This is a genomic window from Nostoc sp. FACHB-280, from assembly GCF_014697615.1.
In the GTDB taxonomy this organism is placed as follows: domain Bacteria; phylum Cyanobacteriota; class Cyanobacteriia; order Cyanobacteriales; family Nostocaceae; genus Nostoc_B.
The window spans coordinates 21,496-40,284 of the sequence record NZ_JACJSD010000058.1 but is presented as its reverse complement, the minus strand read 5'-3'; the positions used below and the strand labels follow the sequence as shown (position 1 = coordinate 40,284).

The following is an 18,789-nucleotide window of genomic DNA, read 5'->3' as shown; positions in this document are numbered from 1 at the left end:
TGTGCTTTAATTCCAACATTCTCTCATTTAAAGTGGATGTTTGAATGGTTTATCCGAAACACTACCTTTGATTTTATGTCTCTTCAGATGTACGGAGTTTTTTCAGAAATCAAATACTAGTCCTATATTAGCAATATTAGTAATATGGTCATTTGATAAATATTTTACCCAAGAAGCATAATCTAAGGCTTGAGCCGTAACTTCTCTGGGAGTTTTGCCGCGCTTTAATTCTATAATGAAAATATCTCCCTTTTGATCTAGGCATAAAAGGTCTATAAATCCACCATAATCTGTTTGAACCTCTTTACCTATTACCAATAAGTTAGGTGAAATAATAGAAATATCTTGCTCTAACCAATCTTGTAAACGCTGTTCAAAGTCAAGCTTAGATTTTTTGATTTCGCTAAGGTTCCCTGTAGTATAAATATCCCAGACTCTAATATCTTGTGGCATGGTAGTCCAACCTGAAATAAATCAAGCCACGTTAACATACTTTACCAATTAATGTCCATTTACTTGCTAGAGTTATCACTATTTCTCAGCAAATTTTACTTAGCAAATCAGCCCGCAAATTATCAAGATTACCATACTTGGCTGCACCTGTTCTCATTGCTTCTAGTGTTTGTATAGCATTGGACGCAATTTCTTTACGCCGTTGTTCAATGCGTCTTTTAGCAATCAATTCTAGTAGTAAATCTTGCTCTTCCGTTGAAAGAGATTCTACATATTCAATGACTGTCTGAAAAGATACAGGGTTACTCATTGAAAGTTCTTATATAGTTAAAAAAGCTTACTCCTACTTATTATATAACATTTACCTATTGATTTAAATTATTTTGTTGATGCTGAACTGCTGGAATTTGATCAGCAGTTAAAGTTATAACTTTTTCATCTCGCATAATACTAATTGATTGCCCAAGCTTGCGATGTCGTTCAATAGCGGATGCAATTGCAGCTTTTACGCCGGCATCAATTTTGCTAGATAAAAGTTCTAATTCTGGTTTAACCATTTTTCTACCCTGTGATTTGAGTTAAAATTGCATTTTCATAAATCATAACTTCTTCACCATAACGATACTCAGCTACTAGCTTAGTCTCATTACTAGAGTTATCATAGATAATCCAGCGATCGCATAACGGTAAATATAAAGAAATGAGATTTTTCTTACCCCTTTCATACCTTCTACGTATCACCTCTTCTGGAATTGAATGTCCGCCACTGGCAACTCTTTGTGCTACACGTTCCATAGCTAAATCTACGCTTCGTAACCAAAAGTATATTAAGTTTACGATGTAGCCTTTGGCTTTACATTCATTGATAAAAGGTACAAAAGTTCTCGCACTTAAGGTGGTTTCAAAGGCAAAATCACTGCCAGAATTAGACATAGTTTGTAGTCTGGTAATCATTAATTTTCCTGCTTCTATAGCCATTGAATCAGGATTTAATGGAGATAGCCCAGCAGCAATAGAATCTGCATTTACGTACTCAAAGCAGTCTAAAAAATTCGGCAATAAACTCATTGCAACAGTTGTTTTTCCTGAACCATTTGCACCACCAATTATGTAAAGATTTGGCATTTTATTTTATAGTTTTCCCCCAGCCATTAATAAACCAATTTCTTCCACTGTTGCCGTCTGTACGTCTAAAATAGCGACGAACTTACCTCTGTAGATTACGGCAATGCGATCGCTCATCGCCATGATTTCTTCTAACTCAGTAGAAATATACAATATCGCCGCACCGCGATCGCGTTCTGCTAACAACTGCAAATGTACCGCAGCTGTCGCCCCTACATCTAACCCTCGTGTAGGTTGCATAGCGACAATTAAATCAGCTTCCCCCGCCAATTCTCTCGCCAATATTACTTTTTGCTGATTTCCTCCCGAAAGTTGACTAACTTGAATATCTTCTCCTGTAGCGCGGATATTGAATATTTGCATTGCAGCTTGGGCGTGATTTTTGATGACTGCTGGTTGTAATAGATAATTACGACAAAAGGGTAATTTTTTGAAAGCTTTTAAAATTAAGTTTTGGGCAATGCTAAACTGCAATATCAAACCTATTTTTTGTCTATCTTCAGGGATATAAGCAATAGTTGAATACTTTTTTAACTTAATCTTTCCTTGCTTAATTTTGCGTAACCCTGTAATTGCATCTGCTAATTCTCTTTGTCCATTACCATCAACACCCGCAATTCCTAATATTTCCCCGGCGCGTAGTTCAAAGGACACATCACCCACAGCATGAATATTTCTATCATCCGTAACTTGTAAATTTTCTACCTTCAATACTACTTTTTCTGGTAAAGCTGGTGATTTATTAACTTGTAAATCAACCTCATAACCTACCATTAATTCCGCTAACTTTTGAGGTGTGACAGCCTCAGTAGTGGTTGTGGCGACTACCCTTCCTCGGCGTAATATTGTGACGGTATCACAGAGTTTAATTACCTCTTCTAATTTGTGACTGATAAAAATAATTGTGTTACTAGCAGCAGCTAATTGCCGTAAAATCACAATTAATGAATCAACTTCTGATGGTGTTAAGACTGCGGTTGGTTCATCGAGAATTAAAAGTTTGGCTTGGCGGTAAAGAACTTTGAGAATTTCAACACGCTGTTGTATTCCCACTGGTAAATTTTCAACCTTGGCGGTGGGGTCAACTTCTAACCCATAAGCTTGAGATAAAGCCGTGATTTCCTGATGTTTTTGTCGTAAATTCAAACGCCAGCTATTTTCCAACCCTAAGATAATATTTTCGGTAACAGTCAACTGAGGTACAAGCATGAAATGTTGGTGAATCATGCCAATACCTAGTTTGGTGGCAGTATTAGGCGAGGTAATTTTTACTGGTTTCTCTTGTATATATATTTGCCCAGTATCAGGTTGAGATAAGCCACTGATCATCTTCATTAAAGTGGTCTTACCTGCACCATTTTCACCTAAGATTGCATGAATCTGACCAGAATTTACACTCAAGCTAATGTTATCATTAGCAACAAATGAGCCAAAATATTTAGTGATATTTTCTAAGCGTAAATATGTCATTTATTTATGCTGATTCTTTTTTCACACAACGGGTATCTTTAGCATCTGCTTTGCAATTTTCAAAGGTAAGTTTTTTATCAATAATGTCTTGTCTGACTTTCAGGACATTATTTTTAACTTGTTCAGTAACACTAGCGTTAAAGTTGCCTAAATTTAAAATATCAGGTCTTTCTAACCCGATAGAATATATCTGCCCCTTTAATTGTTTTTGTTTGGCTAACTCTGCTAAATATACTATAGCTAAATCTAATCTTTTCACTGCACTAGTTAACACTGCTTTGGGCGCAACATCTAATTGGTCTTTAGTATTACCAAAAGCGTAAATACCTTTATCACTGGCTGTTTGCAAAACTGCGGGTGAGGCGCTATCTAACCATTGATAAATCACATCTGTACCCGCAGAAATTAAGGCGAGTGTGGCTTCTTTTGCCTTGGCGACATCATTCCAATCGCCTGTAAATGTGGAAACAATTTGAATATTTGGTTTAACTGATTTTGCGCCTAATTCAAAGCCGCGTAATTCTTCTTGGGTGGCTTGAAATTCTTGCCCAGCAATGTAAGCTAATTTATTAGATTTTGTCATAGCAGCCGCAATAATGCCGCACAAATAGCTACCTTGTAAGTGATCTATGCGTAAAGATGCAATATTTTCGCCTTTCACATTTCCATTCACACCCACAAAAAATGTATTAGGAAATTGTGTCGCCACTTGTTCTACTGCTGCATCAAATTGTCCGCCGTGGGCAAAAACTAAATTGTAACCTTTACGCGCAAAGTCTGTTAAGACTTCTGTTTGATCAGCTTGGGCGACTTGTTCTATATATGCGATTTCTGCACCGAGTTTTTGTTTGACTATGTTTACACCTTCATAGCCAGACTGATTCCAGGCTTTATCGGTGATGACTCCAGGGAGAGCGATCGCTATTTTAAATCCTTCCGCGCCACTAATAGCTGTGGGTGTCTGCGGTTGGTTACTACAAGCTTTCAGTAGCAAGCTGGTAGCAAAGGTAACTGAACCAAATACCACAAATTGACGGCGACTAAAATTTAGCCTCATACACTAGCCTTTTGATTGATTCATGTTCAATACTAAATTACTCGTAATTGTTCACCTAGAGTTAAAAAATCACAATATTAGATATTACATATGTGTTGAATGTAATATTTATATCTGGTAATACTGTGTGAGTTTAATCACGGTAACAGCCAAACTACTGAAATAAAATTATTTTATCTTAATCAATACAAATTAATTTATGGATTTACTGCAACTAATATTAGTTTTAAGTCAAACAACAAGAATTGTAGATACTCAGAAAGTTCAAGTAAAAGATAACCCAAGCCAGCAAATAAATAGAGTGGTGAATCAATCGAAAATTTCTAGATTTAGAGGAAAACTAATTTACGAAGAAATTCCGCCTGTGATGTCGGTTCGAGCTTATTTAGGCGAGGAATTCTTTCTGATTACTAATACATCAAACAAAACTAAATTAGTCTTGCGTCCATCAAATCAAGTGTCTCATAAAACATTGCAATTATTACATAATCAACAAGTAGAAATTACAGCTAGATATGTTCCAGGAACTCGCCCAAAAGTTACTGAAGCTGCTTGTCCTTTAGATGCCGATGGTGAATGTCTGCCTCAAGGTGAGGGTTATCAAGTATTATCGATAGTGCGGTTAAAACCTCATACTAAATAATATATAGCAGTCCTATTTGAGAAATGAACAAAAGAGACAAGGTAGACAAGGGAGATTAGGGAGACAAGGTAGAGAGCAGTTTGTATATCATTTAGGATTGCGATATTGTTCGTGATTAAGACCGCAGATGGTGTATAGGAGAGGGTTTTAAGGTTTCTGCACAGATTGTCGGAATCATCACTTATTACCCGGACATGATATCATTTACCGAAAAAATTACCGAATAAATTTGCAACTTTTTCGGTAATTTTTTTTAATCACTGAGTTGGCAATTTTGGATGTTCCTTGGAGTATTTTGCCACTAGTCCAGAAATTTCTGGGTTATAAAGTCGTAGATAATTCCAATAATTACCAAAAACTTGACGGACGTAATTTTTGGTTTCATCAAAGGGAATTTCTTCGACAAATTCATCGGGGTCTTCTTTGGGTAAAGTTTGTAGCCATTTAGAAACATTTCCAGGGCCAGCATTGTAACTGGCTATAGCCAGCAATGAATTATTACCATACTGTTGATGCGTATAATCCAAATACAATGTACCCAAACTAATGTTGTCATTAGGAACTGTTAAATCAAATTTTTTTCCATCCAAATTATTTTTTGAGGCGATCCATTGACCTGTACTGGGTAGCACTTGCATCAACCCGACAGCACCAGCCACTGATTTAATTTCCGGCTCAAATCGTGATTCTTGGCGAATTAATCCTGTAACTAGTAAGGGATTTAGTTTACGTTCGCCAGACCATTTTTCAATTTCTTTGAGATAAGGAAATGGATAGCGGGCTTGCCAGTAAGTGATTTGTTTACTTAAGGCTTGATATTGTGCTTTTTCTGCGGCTGTTTCTCTATCTTCCAACTTAGAAATAATATCTATTCCTGAAAGATTTTCGCCCCTAGCTAAACGCATCAAACCTTCAGTAAATTGTTCAGCAACTGAGGGCTGTTTTTTGTTAAGAAATTCTGTTTCCCATTGCAACCAAGCATCACGGTCTTGACCTAATAAATACAATTCTTTAAAGGTGTCAGAACCGGCGGTGGGAATGGGACGTAGGCGTGACACAACTTCCGGATTAAGGTCGCGGACATTGTTAAAGTTGCCGACATTCAGTCCTAAAATATTAGCCGATCGCCAGGCATAATAAGACTGGGGAAACTGGCTGACTACATACTCAAAGGCTGTTTTGGCTTCTTGTTGCTTGCCGAGTTTAACTGCCCATTTTCCTACCCAAAAACCGGCTCTAGGAGCCAAAATGCTGTTAGGGTTATTGGTGGTAATTGGTTGCGCCCATTCCCAAGCTGTGACGTAATCTCTGGCTTTGGCTTTATCTAGGGCAATTTTCCAGCGATATTCTGCCGCTTCATCAGATTCACCATACTTGCCTAGCAGTAAATCCCAGGCTTGTTGTGCCGATTTTTGATCGTTCAGCCCTGCGAGAATTTTGGCTTTGGTGGCGAGGGCGGTGGGGGCTTGTTCGGGGAACTGGGCAATGACTTGATTGAGATATGGTATGGCATCTTGGCGAGTTTTTGCCATATCTGCCAAACGTAACAATGCGGTTCCCGTTTCTTCGGCTTTGGGGAATTGCTGGACTAATTGCTTGTAGGAGGCGATCGCTTTTTCTCTTTCTTGGCTTTGGCCACCGACTTGTAACCCACGCCCTATCCTGTATAGAGTTTGGGCGGTTTTGGGCGCTTTGGTATAAGCGATCGCAGCTTTCCGAAATTGCGTATTTTCCCAATAAGCTGTGCCAATAGTTTCCCAATCGACGGGTTTAAGGTTGGGCTGTTTCACCAGTTGATCTAAGATGCCCACGATTCCTGCCTGATTGTAGGCATATTTCGCCAAGATTAATTTTAACTGGGGCTGATTGGGATTTTTTTGCAATCGCTGGCGAATAATTTCCCAGGTGAGGGGATGGGAAGGAAATTGGGCGATCGCCCTATCTTGAGATTCTGGTTGACCAATTAAATATAATGCTTTCGCCGCCGCCGCTTCTTTAGGATATGCTTTCAGGACTTTTTGGCGCAAATCGGAAGCTTTGCCTTGTTCACCTAACAAGTCTTGTGCTTGGGCTTGTCTTAGCAAGATGTAGGGCGCTAACAGCGGATAGTCTTTTTCTAATCCCGTCAATAAATCTAGGGCTGCTTGGGCATCTCTGGTTTCAAGTAAATCACTGGCTAACAGATAGCGGGCGCGATTTCGGTCTGCTGAAGCCGAGCCTTTAGCGATCGCTTCTAATTTTGCGGCTCTTTCCACTGGTGATTGTGCTACCAATGGAAACACAGCCGATTTAACTTTGCTGGCTTCTGATAGCTCTTCTGACTGAGTTTGATTTATTTTCAGCCATTGAGCCACTGTTTTGCCAATCTCCGGTGCTGACACCATTGCGCCAGCCGAAAAGGCAAAAACTGCCGCGCCAATAATTATAGGAACCTGGTTTTTTTTAAGTTGCTTCAGCATTGATACCCGCTGAAAATTTTTGATGAATTTTTGAAACTCTAGCACTGTTAGCTAGGAGTGTTAGCAATTTTTAATTTTTGCAACTTTCTAATTTTACATAAGGATTTTCCATAATACATCTATTTTATTTATTCAGCCATAACCTATACAGAGCAGGAATTTGATCCGATTTTATTGGTAGTTAATCACACAGAATTCAGTATAAATTATCAGCCAAGCCGTAATCGAGGAAACAAATTTAACACCACTCACAAGGCAAAAGTAAAAAGTCAAAAGGAAAAAGAAAGAATACTCATACCACAAGCCTTTTAGCAATTTCTTATGTTCACTGAGCGTACTTGTACTGAGCGCAGCCGAAGTAGCCGAAGTGTGGTCTGTTTATTTCCGCCGACCTGTACTAGTTATACCCAGCTTAGTATGAGAGAGAAATTTCATTTTCTGCCAAATGGGTAATAAATCCTCTTGAAAAACTTCCTTCCAAGCAGGATGACACTGTTCAATATATTGGCGAGCCGCTCGACTAACGCCACGGCGCATCCGCAAATCTTGGAGATAAGGTTTCAGTGCATCTGCCCAAGTTCGGGGACTAGAATCTGCAACCACAATGCCATCTATATTAGGTTGCTGGATAAACTGCACACTGCCACTATGAGCTGCCACAAATACAGGTAGTCCTGATGATTTTGCTTCTAATACCACGTTCGGAGATATTTCACTATCCGAAGGAAAAACGAACATATCTGCACTAGCGTAAATCCAAGCAAGGCTTTCTTGGGGTAACACACCAACTAGGGTGATATGTGGTTCTAAAAGTTGCTTTACCTTGGCTTTGGCAGTTCCTTCACCTACAATCAAAACGTGTAAAGCGTATCCTTGGTCTAGCAATTGACAGGCAGCTTGAGCTAGGGTCATGATGCGTTTACTCTCGTCTACCCGTCCAACAAACAATAGTACAGGTACTTCTGGCGGAATACCAAAGGTAGTTTGTAAAAGAGTGCGATCGCGGTGTTGGGGGTGAAATCGCTGCTTATCTATCCCTCGTCGTAGCCGAGACAAGCGAGACTGGGAGACAAATTTTTGCATCACCGGGAAATCTTCTGGTTTGGAGAACAACACCCAATCACTATCGCTAATCAACTTGTGCCAGCGCCGCATCATTTGTTTTTCTAAACGCTCACCTAATTTCCAGCGTTCCCATATCAGATTGACTAACCATTCCCAACCCAAAATGCGGCGAATAATTTCTTGAGAGTAAACCCTTGTAAAACTACCTAAATCTGTGTGGGTGGAAGATACCAAAGGAATGTTGTACCGTTGCGCTATCCAATGGGCTGTGCGCGAAAAACTAAAGGCACTGGTAATGTGTAAAACATCGTGCTGTCGGAGTTGCCGCGCTAAACCTAGATGGTAGGGTGCTAAGTCGGTGTTTCGAGAACGTTCATGGAGAAAAGGTATGTGCTTAGTTCCCAACATCGGGGTCAAGATGCGGTAACGCACATTCGGCGCGATCGCTATTTCTTGGGGTTTATGTCCCAGGTAATAAATTGTTATGTCTATCTGGGGAAAATCAATTGCCGCTTCTGCAAATCGTTCCCAACACTTTACATGACCGCCGGCATACAATCCCCACTCTAAATCAACCAGTATTCCAACTGATAGGGAATGTTGTCCAACAATTGCCTCTTTAGACTTTTGTTGTCTTACCACTTGTTTCGCCTACTGTACTGCTTTGGACTTTGATATTTAGGACTTACGCCTAGAGCAGCGCGATCGCTACCATTTCCCCCAGCAGAACACCAAAGAAAATCAATTAAATTCATGACAGACCCTCATTATGATTGCATCAAACAAACAACAGGATGAGAATCTATCTTGTCCATACCCAATCATGTGGTGCTTCTAGAAAAAGGTATATATTTGGACAGTTACAGAATTTTAAAATATCACAGTAAGTTATTTGAAATTACAGCAAATTTGACAATTTATTTGTCAAACTCGCTGCTATTTTATCTGATGAAAAATTAACAATGACTGTGCAGTTAAAGTCTTTTCAGAACCAAATTCCTGTAGCGACTGATTTGGCATCTGCTCCTAACCCGAAAAAAGCCCGCTACGTTCCTTTACATCATCGACGCATTCTTTGTATCTTCCCCAAGTATAGTCGCTCTTTCGGCACCTTTCATCATGCTTATCCACTGATGGGAAATGTCCGGGCTTTTATGCCACCCCAAGGGATTTTGATTGTAGCTGCTTACTTACCACAAGAATGGGAAGTACGCTTTATTGATGAGAATTTACACCCAGCCAAAACATCTGATTATCAATGGGCGGATGTGGTGATTGTTAGTGGGATGCACATCCAAAAACCCCAGATTAATCACATTAACCAACTAGCGCATCAGCAAGGCAAAATTACTGTTTTAGGCGGCCCCTCGGTGTCTGGTTGTCCAGAATATTATCCAGACTTTGATATTTTACATTTGGGTGAATTAGGCGATGCCAGCGATCGCATGATTGAGTATCTCGACCAACATCACCAACGTCCATCACAACAAATTCGCTTTGAAACCCAGGAACGTTTACCTCTGAGCGAGTTTCCCACACCCGCTTATCATTTGGTGAATCTGAATCATTATTTCTTAGCCAATGTCCAGTTTTCTAGCGGTTGCCCTTATCGCTGCGAGTTTTGTGATATTCCTGAACTGTATGGCAGAAACCCACGGATGAAAACCCCAGAGCAAGTTTTGGCAGAACTAGATGCGATGCTGGAATCTGGGAATATTGGCGCAGTATATTTTGTGGATGATAACTTTGTAGGCGATCGCCGCGCCACAATGCAGCTATTACCCCACTTAATTGACTGGCAAAAGCGCAACGGCTATCCCATTCAATTTGCTTGCGAAGCCACCCTCAACCTCGCGCAAAGTCCAAAACTCTTGGAGATGATGCGCGAAGCTTATTTTTGCACAGTATTTTGCGGTATCGAAACCCCAGAAACAGAGGCGCTGCACTCGATTTCTAAAGTGCAGAATCTCAGTATGCCAATTTTAGAAGCTGTTAAGGTTTTGAACAGTTATGGTATGGAAGTTGTTTCAGGCATCATCATCGGCTTAGATACAGATACACCAGAAACCGCAGACCGCATCCTCGAATTTATTCGGCTGTCACAAATTCCTATGTTGACAATTAACCTACTTCATGCTCTACCAAGAACTCCTTTATGGCGGAGATTAGAAGCCGAAGGACGACTTGTATTTGATGACAGCCGAGAATCCAATGTGGAGTTTTTGATGCCATATCAGCAAGTTGTGGAAATGTGGCGACGTTGTATCACCGAAGCATATCAGCCAGAATTTTTATATCAGCGATTTGCCTACAACATGGAACATACTTACCCCAACCGTATTGCTGTACCTAACAGTCCAGCGCGGACTTCTTGGGCAAATATTCGCAAAGGTTTAACTTATTTAACTAATATTTTGTTGCGTGTGGGTGTATTTGGTAACTATCGCCAAACTTTTTGGCAAATGGCTAAACCAGCACTCAAATCAGGAAATATAGAGTCCTTAATTCACGTTGGACTAGTGGGACATCATCTGATTCAGTTTGCCCAAGACTGTGCCGCACACACAGAATCAGCCTCGTTTTATTCCCAAAAAATCCGTCGGTAATTGCGGGGATTGGGTGTAGGGGTGTAAATTTAAAACCCATACACTCCTGATTAACATTGCCTACTAATGAAAATCTTGATCCATAATCACTAAATTCTGTCAACCCACAGCAGCAAGGCTACCAAAACTTTCTAGCTCTGTTAACATTTTTTATAATTTCCTACTTGCTGGGGAAATAGAGAAAAGCGATCGCCTTAACATTATGGAGGAGTGAAATGGGACTGAACGACCAACTTTTAAACTCAGACAAAAAAACAATGGTTATAGATGACTGTTGCAAGTTGTTAGAAGCACAAATCAGTTCTAAGTCAGGAATTAGCGGGATTGCACTCAAAACTGCCTTTGCAGCACTGAAAGGAATTAAACCAGGATATATCGCCTACGGTGTTGAGCAACTTTTACCAGAATGTTTTAATGCGCTTGATCCAATGTGGGCTGAAGGTGTACAACAAGGTGATCCAGTAACGCACTTAGCAACAAATAAATCTCGTACAGCAGATGCAATATTGAGCGTCACTGATACTAAGTTCAAGAGTGTCAGACGACAAATTGTGCGTGGAACCTATGAAAAATTCAGGGGTTCAGCCAAACAACATGTAGAGGAAGCAGTACCAGATTTTGCACAGGTAATTAATAAGTACGCTTAAGTTTAGTGCTGAGTGCTGAGTGCTGAGTGCTGAGTGCTTAGTAAAATAACATTTGTCTATTGAGAAATAGGGAAGGATGGGGTGTAAAAGCATCAACTAGAACAACTCTTACACCCCTACACCCTTAAACCCTTACACCCTACTTACAACTGCCTAACTACTGGCTGACCATCTACCACTTCGCCAACTAAAACGACATCTGCACAGTTAACAAAGATGCCGTTTTCTAACACGCCAGGAATATTATTGAGAGTTTTTTCTAAATTCACTGGGTCGTCAATGGAGTCAAATCTGACATCCAGGACAAAGTTTCCTTGGTCGGTGATGACTGGCCCGGCTTTTTTCACACCCATACGCAGTTCTGGTTTACCGCCAAGTTGTTTAATGGCATTAGTCACAGGTGTAATAGCCATTGGAATAACTTCAACTGGAACTGCAAACACAGAACCCAAGCGATCGACTAGCTTACCACTGTCTACCACCACAACAAATTGTTTGGCTAGATAATCAACTACTTTTTCGCGGGTATGTGCTGCACCGCCGCCTTTAATCAAATTTTTTTGGGGGTCAACTTCATCTGCCCCATCAATGGCAATATCAATGTGGTCAACAGCATCTAAAGTGGTGAGAGGTACACCATATTCTTTGGCTAATACTTCTGATTGAAAAGAAGTCGGAATACCAACAATATCTTTGAGTTCACCAGATTTTAGGCGATCGCCTAAATACTGAATTGTATACGCTGTTGTTGAACCCGTACCTAAACCGACAATTGAACCTGATTTTACTAGTAGGGCTGCGGCTTTACCAACCTCTTGCTTCATTAACTTTACAGGATCTGTTGCGGTCATTCCCAAAACTCCACAAAAACTGACTATAGTCCATCTTAGAAGGCAGATGACCCTCCATTCGCCTTTTTCCGTGGGAATAATCTGGAAGTTTTCTCTGTTATGGCGATCGGCTAAAAAATTAATTCGTAATTAAAACATATCAGGCAAATGCCTTGCACCGTGAACAACGCGGATGACTTCAATACCTTCGCTGATCTTCCGGTAAAGAATTAAGTAGCGATTAACCGGGAAATACCTTAATCCGGATGCAATATCAGGACGTGCTTGACCAAGTTCTGGATTATCAGCCAGCATTTGGCATTTTGTATCAATCTGATCAAGCAACTTGTCAGCTGCTGTTGGATTATCAGTGGCAATGTAAATCCATATTTCAATTAGGTCTTCTTCGGCTTTAGCTGTGCGGATAAAACGTCCCACCAATCACACATCCTTCTGAGAAACTTGACCTAAACGCCGACGGGCTTCCTGCTTAATAGCTTCTATATCTGTATACTGCCCAGCACCACTGTCAATTCCGGCTTGCCAAAGATTGCGTAATTCATCAATATTCTGCAACTGTAACAGGCGTTTCTGCTTCCAGTCTCGTAATGCTTCTCTAATCACTTCACTACTGCTGGCATATTCACCAGATTCTACTGCATTGCGTACAAAAGCAACCATTTCTGGTGTAAGCGCAACACTGATTTTTTCGACGTTAGACATAGCTGCACATAAATTTTTACTCTATAGTAGCAAAAATTCTTACCAAAATCTAAAATTAGACAAATTCCTCAACATAGACAAGAAAGAGAAATCATTGAGGATGGCTATAGTTTTTCACAAATGGCTTAGGATGGCTAAAAGTATTGGTATTTAGGAAATGCGGTTGATTTTGTACAGTAAACCTGGTTGTCATTTATGCGAGGGCTTGCAGGAAAAACTAGAGCAAATTTTAGAGACAGAAAATTTGGGTGTTGAGTTAGAAATTCGTGACATTACAACTCGTGAAGATTGGTTGCTGGCTTATCAATATGAAGTCCCAGTGCTGGTTTTAGCCAATCTCCCCGGTGTAGAAGCTTTTGAACAACCTCTACCACGTCCTTCTCCCCGTGCAAATGTCCAGCAAATTCAGCAAATGTTGTGTAAGTATTTATCCAATATCAAAAAAAATGATGCAGAATAAGCGCAAGATACGCGTGTGGCGAGGTTCACAAGATGAAATTGCGGGAATTACTAGCAGCAATAGATAGTGTGGCACAATTGCCTAACAGTTCTGACTTAGCAGATGCAGAAGTCAAGGGTTTGAAAACTAACTCCCATGCTTGCGGTGAGGGAGATTTATTTATTGGAATGCCAGGAACGCGGGTGGACGGTGGCGAATTTTGGCCAAGTGCGATCGCATCCGGCGCGGTAGCAGCGATTGTTTCTGCTGAAGCTGCCGAAAAAAATCCTCCCACCCCGGAGGCTGTAGTGATTAGTGCTAATGATATGACTCAAGCTTGCGCTCAAATAGCGGCGGCTTTTTACGATTATCCCGGACAAAAACTCAAATTAGTAGGTGTAACCGGCACTAACGGTAAAACCACCACTACTCACCTAATTGAATTTTTCCTGAATAAAGCTCATCTAGCGACAGCTTTGATGGGGACTTTATACACTCGCTGGCCGGGATTTGTCCAAACTGCTATCCACACCACACCCTTTGCTGTGGAACTACAACAGCAGTTAGCAGCCGCCGTAAATGCGGGTTGTGAGTTTGGTGTAATGGAAGTTAGTTCCCATGCGTTGGCGCAAGGTCGAGTCTTGGGTTGTCCATTTGAGGTGGGAGTATTCACCAATCTCACCCAAGACCATCTGGATTATCACAGTGATATGGAGGATTATTTTGCGGCCAAGGCGCTGTTATTTAGTCCGGCATATCTCAAAGGCAAGGCAATTATTAACGCTGATGACTCCTACGGTAAACAATTAATTAGCAGATTGCCCTCAGATCAAGTTTGGAGCTACAGTGTCAGCGAACCCAGCGCCGATTTGTGGATGAGCGATTTAAATTATCAACCCAATGGTGTGAGTGGTGTGCTGCATACACCAAAAGGTGAAGTGGAGTTTCGCTCACCTTTGGTTGGTCAATATAACTTAGAAAATGTTTTGGCGGCGGTGGGTGCAGTTCTGCATTTAGGACTCGACTTAGAGTTAATCGCCAGTGCAATTAGTGATTTTCCTGGGGTTCCGGGACGGATGGAACGAGTGCAAATCAGTCCGCAACAAGATATCAGCGTGATTGTTGATTATGCCCATACGCCCGATAGCCTGGAAAATTTACTCAAAGCTGCACGGCCGTTTATTCCCGGTAAAATGATTTGTGTGTTTGGTTGTGGTGGTGATCGCGATCGCACCAAACGCCCAAAAATGGGTAAAATCGCCGCCGAGTTAGCCGATGTGGCTGTGGTCACTTCCGATAACCCCCGCACCGAAGACCCCGAAAGAATTTTGCAAGATGTTTTAGCTGGAATACCTGACACTGTGCAGCCGACTGTAATTTGCGATCGCGCTACAGCAATTCGCACCGCTATTTTGCAAGCCGAACCAGGTGATGGCGTTTTGTTAGCGGGTAAAGGTCATGAAGACTATCAAATTCTCGGTACAGAAAAAATCCACTTTGATGACCGAGAACACGCGCGGGATGCTTTACAAGCCAGACTAAAAAGTGAAGTCTGAAGTGTAAAGTATGAAGTCTGAAGGGTGAAGATTCCTAGAATTTTACTGTTTCAATAAAGTGCTGAGTAAACATACCAGTCACTCTTTCATACAAGCCTCGTGCAATCAGTTTCATCAGGACTGCCTTCTGCCATATACATTCTTTCAGACTTCATACTTTCTTTCCGAATATATTTTACGTAGTCTTTTTGTAACAAAAGCTTACATAAAAATGGCAATCAATGACATAATTATTTCTTCCTTGTTGTGCTTGACTCATGAATGATTCTCTGCGTAAGGAGTTATCCATCTATCAGCTGGCTTTGGGAGTGGAAACACCACCTCAACCATTGCCAAGCAATCCTGCTAGTTTGTTATCACTGCTGAGGTCACACATTGATTTATTGATTGAACAGCAAATTACGGCAACTTTTTGGGTTAAGTTACCACCAGGAAAAATTTGGTACGCAGAATTAAAGCGTTATCAATCGGCGATGAGTGCATCTGGTGTAATTAATATTTGTCGGACAGAGAAAATCAATGTTGGGGCTGAAAATCACGTTACAGAGGAAACCAGCCCACAGCAACAAAATTGGGTACAGTTATTATCAAATTATCAATTACGGCGAGAGTACTTTTTTATAGTATCCTCGCCGCAATTTTGTAGTTTAATTTTGGCGCGTCGTCCACGTAAAAGAAATCAAAACCGCCACACGCATAAAACCAAAACAGGCAAAATTCCGTCGTTGCTGGCTGTGATGACAATGGAAGGCAGAATCATTCAGCAAGTTTTAGATGGTCTCAAACAAGTGGCTGTACCAGAATTATCGGCAGTTTTTCCGGCTGAGTTGATTTATCCCAGTACCATCGAACCTGCGCTCATCAGTCAACTCATGGCCAAACAACTCCAGCGCCAAAATTCCATTCAACGTCAAATTACTAATAAACGCATTGCCAAATTACGGGATCAAAATCAAAAGCTTCACAATAAAGAACAACTGAAAGATGATTATTTAAGTAGTGTGTGCCAAGAATTACGAACACCTTTAACACACATGAAAACAGCATTGTCGTTGTTAAATTCACCGACTATTAAACCGCCACAGCGACAACGTTATTTACAAATGCTCAATACTCAGTGCGATCGCCAAAGTATACTAATCACTGGTTTACTGGATCTGGTCAACCTGGAACACAATTTAGAAACCACCAACTTAGAACTAGTCCGTCTTTCAGATATCGTTCCTGGCGTAGTTAGCACCTACCAGCCTGTAGCTCAAGAAAAAGGCATTATGCTTGCTTACACTGTACCAACAGAACTACCAGGGGTTTGGTGTGTCACTGGTGGACTGAAGCAAATAGTAATTAACTTGCTGCAAAACAGTATTAAGTTTACCCCCAAAGGTGGGCAAGTCTGGGTCAGAGCGCGTCTTCAAGGCGATTATGTCCAGTTAGAATTTCGTGATACAGGTATTGGCATTGCAGAAAGTGAAATTAGCAAAATCTTTGACTGCTTTTATCGAGTCCGTTCGGGAACTACTGAAGACTTGAGTGGTGCTGGCTTAGGTTTAACAATTGTTAAGCGTTTATTGTGGCGCTGCGGAGGTTCTATTTCTGTCAGAAGTAAACTAGATGAAGGGTCTACTTTTACAATCCAGTTAGTGACAAATCGCAACAAAATCCCGTTTAAATAATTTCTATGACTGAAGCCAAGTCTACTCGCTCATTACGTCGGGGAAGAATCTTCCCGGAAATTCAGTGGACGGAGGAACAAAAATCTCAATGGAATGCTGAACGAGAAGCATTTAAACAACGCTGCAAATTTATTTTTGATCAGTTACAACCAGAATTAATTAGGACTCATTACAACTGGTATGTGGCAATTGAGCCAGAAAGTGGAGAATATTTTCTTGATCAGGATGTATTAGTAGTTGCAAAAATAGCACATGGAAAATACCCAAGTGCTAAATTGCACGTTTTCCGTATTAATGAAACTGGGATGTGCGGCAGAATATGATTTCTGGATACTTTGGTGATGAGGATGAGTTATTTTTTGAGATAGATTTAATAGCTGCTGATGGTTTAGAAATCCCAGTAGATGCACTTTTTGATACGGGATTTTCTTGGTGGTTAGCAATTAATAACCAGGATTTAGAAGCACTCAATTGGGTATATTTAGAACAACAAACAATGTTGACAGCCCAAGGAGAAGCAGAATTTGAGATTTATTTAGGAAAAGTGCGAATTGATCAAGAATATCTTGATATTCCTGTTCATGTGGGACAAGGATTAACAGAAATCTTACTAGGTCGTCAGTGGTTAAAAAATCGCAAATTAGTTGTGGATATGCCATCTCAAGTTTTAACACTGGGACAACAGTAGTGATAAAAATTAGTGGGCTATCCGTAAAATAAGTTAACTATTGCGGGTACTCATGAGATACGAATGGGATATCCACAATTTCACCTTCAACTTCGCCGATTTTGACTTTTAAACCCACACCACCAGCTTTGGTACGAATGTAACCAAGTCCAAAGTAACCGTCACTGGTTTCGGTATAGCTGGTGAGTTTGCCGATTTTTTCATCTCCCAGGGCGATCGCACTGCCAATTTCCACGGGGGCGCTGAGGCGGATTCCCCAAAGATTTTGTTTGACACCTTTATAAGTATTTAACCGGGCGATAGTTTCTTGTCCGATGTAACAGCCTTTATTAAAGGAGATAGTCTGCCATAAACCCACTTCTAGGGGATTGTAATCATCGCTGAGTTCGGCATCTGGGGTTGGTCTACCTTGGAGAATGCGTAAGGTTTCCCAAGCGCGATCGCTCAATTCTACAGCCCCAAATTCTAATATTTGTTGCCACACTTGCTGTTTTTCTGTGGCTGGCAGAATTAAGGTATATCCAGGCAATCCTAACCCACTCCCTACCGCTACAATCACGCCACCATCAACTGACAAGTGATTGCCGTCAGGTTGACCAATAATTGCCCCTACACCTAATTTTTCCACAATTGCATCGCTATCTGGCCCAATCAGGCTAAAGGTTGCCGTTTCTTCTGTGATGTCTGTTAACTGTACTTTGTCTGCAAAAAAAATGTAGCGGTCTAGCCACTGCATCAAAAATTCTCGGCGATTGGGCGAAACCAATAGCAGTACCGCATCTTCCAGAATGTAAGCACTTACCAAGTCAATTGTTCGGGCTGTGGATGTCACCATCACTGTGTCACAGCCTTGTCCTGGTTTGCGGCTTTGAAAATCGTTGGTACTTTGATTGTGTAAAAACCGGATGCGATCGCCATCTGCAACCCGGATACGTCCCCAAAATGAGCGATCGCACACAGCCACCCCTGCTTTTGCGGCTTGGATAGCGATCGCGTCTTTACCGTCAATTGTTGATGTTGGCATGGTAGTGAAGAATTGCTCTGTTTCAAAGTTTACGCACTGGAAATCTTAACAAATCCAGGTTTACCGCTTCAACGACATTACCTGAATCAAATGACTAATGACATAGCCTGAGTTTTGTTTACAATTCTTTACAAAATCAGATATTTAACTATAACTAGCACTTTCATCAGATTGTGCATCCCTAGTAGTCATGAACTAATCAAAAAAAATATTGAAAAAAACAATCAAAAATTAAAAATTAATTTACAACAACTTTTCTCACCAGTATGTAATTGGCAATATATTAATTATTGCAGTCTATATTGCTTGCAAAATCAGGACTTTATAGCTA

The 18,789-nt window shown here is 40.8% G+C and carries 20 protein-coding genes and 1 pseudogene; 9 read left to right on the top strand and 12 right to left on the bottom strand.

The features are described from left to right. Positions 1-120: pseudogene (locus H6G75_RS28670) on the top strand (IS630 family transposase); the annotation flags it as partial. On the opposite strand, the gene H6G75_RS28665 reads toward H6G75_RS28670, so the two are convergent. From H6G75_RS28665 to H6G75_RS28640, 6 genes are all read right to left on the bottom strand, one after another. Beyond that, positions 103-453 carry an endonuclease NucS domain-containing protein gene (locus tag H6G75_RS28665; RefSeq protein ID WP_190983291.1) on the bottom strand — a complete coding sequence of 117 codons (351 nt, stop codon included), beginning with the start codon at positions 451-453 and terminating at the stop codon, positions 103-105. The pseudogene H6G75_RS28670 and the gene H6G75_RS28665 sit on opposite strands and share 18 nt — an antisense overlap. Positions 454-538: 85 nt before the next feature. Further along, positions 539-763, bottom strand: coding sequence for a hypothetical protein (locus H6G75_RS28660; RefSeq protein WP_190983290.1), 225 nt, complete (start codon positions 761-763; stop codon positions 539-541). Between the two features lie 55 nt (positions 764-818). Further along, positions 819-1,010, bottom strand: a complete 192-nt coding sequence (locus tag H6G75_RS28655; RefSeq protein WP_190983289.1) for a hypothetical protein — start codon at positions 1,008-1,010, stop codon at positions 819-821. 4 nt (positions 1,011-1,014) lie between these two features. Then, positions 1,015-1,578, bottom strand: coding sequence for a zeta toxin family protein (locus H6G75_RS28650; protein WP_190983288.1), 564 nt, complete (start codon positions 1,576-1,578; stop codon positions 1,015-1,017). Between the two features lie 6 nt (positions 1,579-1,584). Further along, entirely contained in the window at positions 1,585-3,048 is a 1,464-nt protein-coding gene (locus H6G75_RS28645; protein ID WP_190983287.1) for an ABC transporter ATP-binding protein, read from the bottom strand. A gap of 4 nt (positions 3,049-3,052) precedes the next feature. Further along, positions 3,053-4,105, bottom strand: coding sequence for a BMP family protein (locus H6G75_RS28640; RefSeq protein WP_190983286.1), 1,053 nt, complete (start codon positions 4,103-4,105; stop codon positions 3,053-3,055). Between the two features lie 199 nt (positions 4,106-4,304). On the opposite strand from H6G75_RS28640, the gene H6G75_RS28635 reads away from it, so the two are divergent. After that, positions 4,305-4,748 carry a hypothetical protein gene (locus H6G75_RS28635; RefSeq protein WP_190983285.1) on the top strand — a complete coding sequence of 148 codons (444 nt, stop codon included), beginning with the start codon at positions 4,305-4,307 and terminating at the stop codon, positions 4,746-4,748. Positions 4,749-5,005: 257 nt separating this feature from the next. On the opposite strand, the gene H6G75_RS28630 is transcribed toward H6G75_RS28635, so the two are convergent. Together H6G75_RS28630 and H6G75_RS33840 are read right to left on the bottom strand one after the other, a co-directional pair. Beyond that, a complete protein-coding gene (locus H6G75_RS28630; protein ID WP_190983284.1) occupies positions 5,006-7,207 on the bottom strand; it encodes a transglycosylase SLT domain-containing protein in 2,202 nt (733 codons plus the stop codon). Between the two features lie 378 nt (positions 7,208-7,585). Continuing rightward, the gene (locus H6G75_RS33840; protein ID WP_190983283.1) at positions 7,586-8,914 is read right to left on the bottom strand and encodes a glycosyltransferase; all 1,329 of its coding nucleotides are present in this window, start codon (positions 8,912-8,914) and stop codon (positions 7,586-7,588) included. A gap of 320 nt (positions 8,915-9,234) precedes the next feature. On the opposite strand from H6G75_RS33840, the gene H6G75_RS28620 reads away from it, so the two are divergent. After that, positions 9,235-10,878 carry a B12-binding domain-containing radical SAM protein gene (locus H6G75_RS28620; RefSeq protein ID WP_190983282.1) on the top strand — a complete coding sequence of 548 codons (1,644 nt, stop codon included), beginning with the start codon at positions 9,235-9,237 and terminating at the stop codon, positions 10,876-10,878. A 215-nt stretch (positions 10,879-11,093) separates the two neighbouring features. Next, a complete protein-coding gene (locus H6G75_RS28615) occupies positions 11,094-11,525 on the top strand; it encodes a DUF6918 family protein (RefSeq protein WP_190983281.1) in 432 nt (143 codons plus the stop codon). A 143-nt stretch (positions 11,526-11,668) separates the two neighbouring features. On the opposite strand, the gene rpiA is transcribed toward H6G75_RS28615, so the two are convergent. The 3 genes from rpiA to H6G75_RS28600 form a co-directional block, all read right to left on the bottom strand. Further along, complete coding sequence (rpiA, locus tag H6G75_RS28610; protein ID WP_190983280.1) at positions 11,669-12,376, bottom strand: ribose-5-phosphate isomerase RpiA; 708 nt, start codon at positions 12,374-12,376, stop codon at positions 11,669-11,671. Positions 12,377-12,505: 129 nt separating this feature from the next. Then, the gene (locus H6G75_RS28605) at positions 12,506-12,793 is read right to left on the bottom strand and encodes a type II toxin-antitoxin system RelE/ParE family toxin (RefSeq protein ID WP_190983279.1); all 288 of its coding nucleotides are present in this window, start codon (positions 12,791-12,793) and stop codon (positions 12,506-12,508) included. Between the two features lie 3 nt (positions 12,794-12,796). After that, positions 12,797-13,078: a type II toxin-antitoxin system ParD family antitoxin gene (locus tag H6G75_RS28600; protein ID WP_190983278.1), complete on the bottom strand. Its 282-nt coding sequence runs from the start codon at positions 13,076-13,078 to the stop codon at positions 12,797-12,799. Positions 13,079-13,235: 157 nt separating this feature from the next. Here H6G75_RS28600 and H6G75_RS28595 point away from each other — a divergent pair, with 157 nt between their 5' ends. From H6G75_RS28595 to H6G75_RS28575, 5 genes are all read left to right on the top strand, one after another. Beyond that, the gene (locus tag H6G75_RS28595) at positions 13,236-13,538 is read left to right on the top strand and encodes a glutaredoxin family protein (protein ID WP_190983277.1); all 303 of its coding nucleotides are present in this window, start codon (positions 13,236-13,238) and stop codon (positions 13,536-13,538) included. 32 nt (positions 13,539-13,570) lie between these two features. Continuing rightward, a complete protein-coding gene (locus H6G75_RS28590; protein ID WP_190983276.1) occupies positions 13,571-15,073 on the top strand; it encodes a UDP-N-acetylmuramoyl-L-alanyl-D-glutamate--2,6-diaminopimelate ligase in 1,503 nt (500 codons plus the stop codon). A gap of 257 nt (positions 15,074-15,330) precedes the next feature. After that, positions 15,331-16,746: a DICT sensory domain-containing protein gene (locus H6G75_RS28585; protein ID WP_190983275.1), complete on the top strand. Its 1,416-nt coding sequence runs from the start codon at positions 15,331-15,333 to the stop codon at positions 16,744-16,746. Between the two features lie 5 nt (positions 16,747-16,751). Further along, positions 16,752-17,069, top strand: coding sequence for a hypothetical protein (locus tag H6G75_RS28580; RefSeq protein WP_190983274.1), 318 nt, complete (start codon positions 16,752-16,754; stop codon positions 17,067-17,069). Continuing rightward, positions 17,066-17,434: an aspartyl protease gene (locus tag H6G75_RS28575; RefSeq protein ID WP_190983273.1), complete on the top strand. Its 369-nt coding sequence runs from the start codon at positions 17,066-17,068 to the stop codon at positions 17,432-17,434. Before H6G75_RS28580 ends, H6G75_RS28575 begins: the two co-directional genes overlap by 4 nt. Positions 17,435-17,471: 37 nt before the next feature. On the opposite strand, the gene H6G75_RS28570 is transcribed toward H6G75_RS28575, so the two are convergent. Further along, positions 17,472-18,458, bottom strand: a complete 987-nt coding sequence (locus H6G75_RS28570) for a folate-binding protein YgfZ (RefSeq protein WP_190983272.1) — start codon at positions 18,456-18,458, stop codon at positions 17,472-17,474. Positions 18,459-18,789 lie beyond the last annotated feature (331 nt).